This is a genomic window from Mesorhizobium sp. M7A.F.Ca.US.005.03.2.1 (assembly GCF_003997795.1).
Classification (GTDB): domain Bacteria; phylum Pseudomonadota; class Alphaproteobacteria; order Rhizobiales; family Rhizobiaceae; genus Mesorhizobium; species Mesorhizobium ciceri.
In genome coordinates this window covers 884-4,477 of sequence record NZ_RZRP01000526.1, presented here as the reverse complement: position 1 = coordinate 4,477, position 3,594 = coordinate 884, and the positions used below count along the sequence as shown (strand labels likewise).

Genomic DNA, 3,594 nt, shown 5'->3' with positions numbered 1-3,594 from the left:
ACGAGACGTTGTTCGCGCGCGGCATCCATGTCGTCACCACCGGCCTGGTGTTCGCCGAGCCGGTCGCGGAGCTTGGCCTTGCGATGGCACTCAATCTCGCCCGCGGCATCGTCGATGCCGACCTCGCCTTCCGCCAGGGACAGGAACTGTGGGGCGGCGACGGCAACCAGACGGCGCGGCTCTTGTCTGGCGCCGATGTCGGCATCATCGGTTTCGGCGATCTCGGCCGGGCGCTCAACCGGCTGCTGTCGGGTTTCCGCACCCGCACCAAAGTCTTCGATCCGTGGCTGCCGCCATCGATCCTCATCGACAATGGCGTCGAGCCGGCCTCCCTCGACGAGGTGCTGTCGACCAGCGACTTCATCTTCGTCGTTGCCTCGGTGACCAGCGAGAACCAGGGTTTTCTCGGTGCCGACGCCTTTGCCGGCATGCGCAAGGGCGCTGCCTTCATCCTGCTCAGCCGCGCCGGCGTGGTGGACTTCCCGGCGCTGATGGCGGCGGTTAAGAGCGGCCACATCGTCGCCGCCAGCGACGTTTTTCCCGAAGAACCGCTGGCGCGGGACCATCCGGTGCGCGCCCTGCCCGGCTTCCTGCGCTCGGCTCACCGCGCCGGCGCGCTCGACATCGCCTTCAAGCGCATGGGCGATATGGTGCTGGAGGACATGGACCTGATCGACCGCGACCTGCCGCCGCTGCGCTCCAAACGCGCCGAGCGCGAGACGGTTTCGCGCATGCGTTCCAAGCCGGCCGACAGGAATTGAGGCGTGGATTTTCGTTCGGGTTGGCCGGCCCTCGACCAGGTCCGCTTGACAGGAGCGCGGCCGGCGATGACGCTGCCGCAATCGAACTTTGCGGAGGGAGGCCGTGACCATGAAGAAGATCTATGAAAAGCCGATGCTGCTCAAACGGCAGAAACTCTCCGCCGTGACGGCGCAGCAAGCCACTTCAGGAGTGACCGGTCCGATCGGCCCGACAGGCCCGGCAGGCTGACGCCTCGCGGTGTTCGATGAAGGTAGCATTGGACGCGCCCGCGGGTCGGCGGCGAGACGGCAGTCGCTCAAGGCGCAGCATCAGTGTTTATGGCTGCTCTTCGCTCTGCGGGCAACCGCTTCCATAAAAGAGCGGGCGGCAGCGTCACAGGCTGTTCTGGACGGTCCATTCGCGGACAGCACGACCTCCGCGGCCTTCCGCGACATGCCGTATTTCCGGGCGAAGACCGCAGCGTCGTAAGGTTCGTTTTCGGCCGGTGCCGCGGACGTGATCCTGGCCTTGGTCATTGGCGGGTCCGACTGAAACTCTCAAGCAACTCGCCTTCATTGCGGCAGCCATTCTGGAACAGCGAAAACACCGTGGCTGCCAGAAGCTGCACGTCCGACTCCCCCGACATGCGATCAAATTTGCGCTCCAGGCAGACCCGATCGAAGACGCGCTGGCACAGTTGCAGATCGGAAGGATGGAGACCGGGATTGCGCTTACGAAGGCTCGACATAAGAAGCCCCTTTCGGAGCAGCGGCCACTTTTGATGCATGTCGTCCAAAAGTGACCTCGGCTTTGGGAGAACGACATGCATAAACAAAGACCCTAAAGCGCATCGCATAAATCCGATCAAACGCGATGCGCTTTAGACGCTGTGGGTCAAAAAATGAAATCGGGCTGAGCAAGAGTCAACATCGGCCTCATCACAGTAAGTATCGTACAATTCTCCCCCCGGTCCTCCCCCTTCTTCGAATGGTCCCCAGGCCCAGCGCGACATGGCGCTTTTCATTGGCCAGCGGATTTTATCGGCGTGATCCGGCGCTCTCATGAAATATGTCGGTTTTGTACCAAATGGCGTTTGGTACGTTTCCGACACTAACATTCAGGCCGATCTTTTCATATGCGAACAGGCGTTGGGGGGCGCCGTGCTTCGAATTTCATATCGCATTAATATCTTTCTGCGTTCAGAGCCCCTATACATAGGCCATCGTCCTCACGTTTTTACGGGCACGGACGGCTGGGAGATTGGATGGCTCTTGCCCTGCATTGGGCCACGCCATGTCTGATCCCAACAAAAACTCTGATCCCGACAAAAAACCCTATCCCGACGGGAACCATCCGTACCGAAACCAACTGCTGCGGCGCATGCCTGCGGATGATCTGGCGTTGCTCGAGCCGCACATGCAGCGCTGCGATTTGCCATTGCGCATGATGCTGGTGACCCCGAATGTTCCGATCGAGGCCGTCTACTTCATCGAACAGGGCATTGGTTCGGTGGTCGCCAGCACGGCAAGCGGCCAAGAGGCCGAAGTGGGCTTCATCGGCTTCGAAGGCATGACGGGATACTCCCTGGTGATGGGCGACGACCGTGCGCCGCATGCCTGTTTTGTCCAACTCGAAGGCGAAGCGATCCGCATCGAAGCCGGCGCTTTCAAGGCAGCTTTGGAGGCAAGTACGACCTTGCGCATGTTCCTGCTGCGCTTCGTCAACGCACTACAAACCCAGGCCGGCTGCACCGCGCTCGTCAACGCGCGGCTGAAGCTCGAGGAGCGGCTGGCGCGATGGCTGCTCATGTGCGACGACCGGGTGCCCGGCGAACATCTCGCCATCACCCACGAATTCCTGGCCATCATGCTTGGTGTCAGGCGGCCAGGCGTCACCGTCGCGCTTCAATTGCTCGAAGGCCGCACGTTGATTCGCTCGAGACGGGGCGAGATCGTCATTCGCGACCGCGCCGGGCTGCTGGAACTCGCCAATGGCAGTTACGGCGAAGCCGAGGCCGAATATGCAAGGCTGATCGGCGAGATCGGCGCGGCCTGATCAGGAGCGGCTGCTGCCGGCATCCGGCTTGCCCGATGTCGCTTTGCCGGGCGGTGCCGCACCGCCTTCTATGGGCCCATCCCTGCCGATCGGCCCATCCCTGCCGATCGGCCCATCCTTGCTGATCGGCAAGCCGGCATGCTCCAGGCTTGCAAGCTTGCACTTCGTCTGCTCGGCCGCCGCTCCGACAAGGCAATCAATGGTGAACATGGCACCGGCGTGATCGCTTGACGCGACCGCCTGGCGGATCTTCGTCAATTGCGCCTGCGTGTAGTCCAGAAGCTCGACCAGGCCGGTATGATCCAAACCGCCCTCCATTACAGGATGTCGAGAGGCCGATCCGAGGTCGCTCTTGCCACCGAAATACGCCCATTTACGCGGCTTGCATAGCCGGACTGTCAAAATCGTACAGCCTACGCTCTACGGGATCGTTGCCTATTGGCCAAAGGTCCATCTTCGCGCCAGCGCCACGGCATGCAAGTGTATATAAGCTATCGCTTGAATGCTGGTCCGTACGTCTGTCGGGGAGATGTCGTGCCAATTCGCGAGAATCTCGCCGCCAATCTCAGGCGGCTGGTCCAGCGCCACGCTTCCGTCAGCGCGGTGTGCCGTGAGCTTGGCATCAATCGCACCCAGTTCGAGCGCTATCTGCAAGGCAAGGCGGTGCCCAACAAAACCACCGCCAGGCTGATCTGCGATTATTTCAAGATCGACGAAAACGAGCTGTATCGCGAGCCGGCTGTTCCCGCAGCCAACGGCGACGGCAACGCATCGCTGCGCGAGGCACTGTACGAAAAC

At 61.5% G+C, this 3,594-nt stretch carries 6 protein-coding genes; 4 read left to right on the top strand and 2 right to left on the bottom strand.

All coding sequences use genetic code 11. The annotated features are described in order from the left end of the window. Together EN991_RS24735 and EN991_RS24730 are read left to right on the top strand one after the other, a co-directional pair. A partial coding sequence (locus EN991_RS24735; protein WP_164769351.1) for a hydroxyacid dehydrogenase occupies nucleotides 1-761 on the top strand: 761 nt, incomplete at its 5' end. Between the two features lie 109 nt (nucleotides 762-870). Then, nucleotides 871-990: a hypothetical protein gene (locus tag EN991_RS24730; RefSeq protein WP_013530600.1), complete on the top strand. Its 120-nt coding sequence runs from the start codon at nucleotides 871-873 to the stop codon at nucleotides 988-990. A gap of 283 nt (nucleotides 991-1,273) precedes the next feature. Here EN991_RS24730 and EN991_RS24720 read toward each other — a convergent pair whose 3' ends face one another. Beyond that, on the bottom strand, nucleotides 1,274-1,537 hold the full coding sequence (locus EN991_RS24720) for a hypothetical protein (RefSeq protein WP_127369740.1): 264 nt from the start codon (nucleotides 1,535-1,537) through the stop codon (nucleotides 1,274-1,276). Nucleotides 1,538-2,121: 584 nt separating this feature from the next. Here EN991_RS24720 and EN991_RS24715 point away from each other — a divergent pair. Further along, nucleotides 2,122-2,796, top strand: a complete 675-nt coding sequence (locus EN991_RS24715; RefSeq protein ID WP_245268617.1) for a Crp/Fnr family transcriptional regulator — start codon at nucleotides 2,122-2,124, stop codon at nucleotides 2,794-2,796. Here the strand turns inward: EN991_RS24715 and EN991_RS24710 are convergent, their stop codons facing one another. Then, entirely contained in the window at nucleotides 2,797-3,102 is a 306-nt protein-coding gene (locus EN991_RS24710; protein WP_013530596.1) for a hypothetical protein, read from the bottom strand. A 228-nt stretch (nucleotides 3,103-3,330) separates the two neighbouring features. On the opposite strand from EN991_RS24710, the gene EN991_RS41095 reads away from it, so the two are divergent. Continuing rightward, nucleotides 3,331-3,594 (top strand): helix-turn-helix transcriptional regulator (locus EN991_RS41095; RefSeq protein ID WP_245461071.1); only part of this gene is annotated, 264 nt, incomplete at its 3' end.

Bases quoted from the DNA above. Each gene is read 5' to 3' on its own strand.
- EN991_RS24730 (WP_013530600.1), top strand. From the start codon at position 871: ATGAAGAAGATCTATGAAAAGCCGATGCTGCTCAAACGGCAGAAACTC.
- EN991_RS24715 (WP_245268617.1), top strand. From the start codon at position 2,122: ATGCCTGCGGATGATCTGGCGTTGCTCGAGCCGCACATGCAGCGCTGC.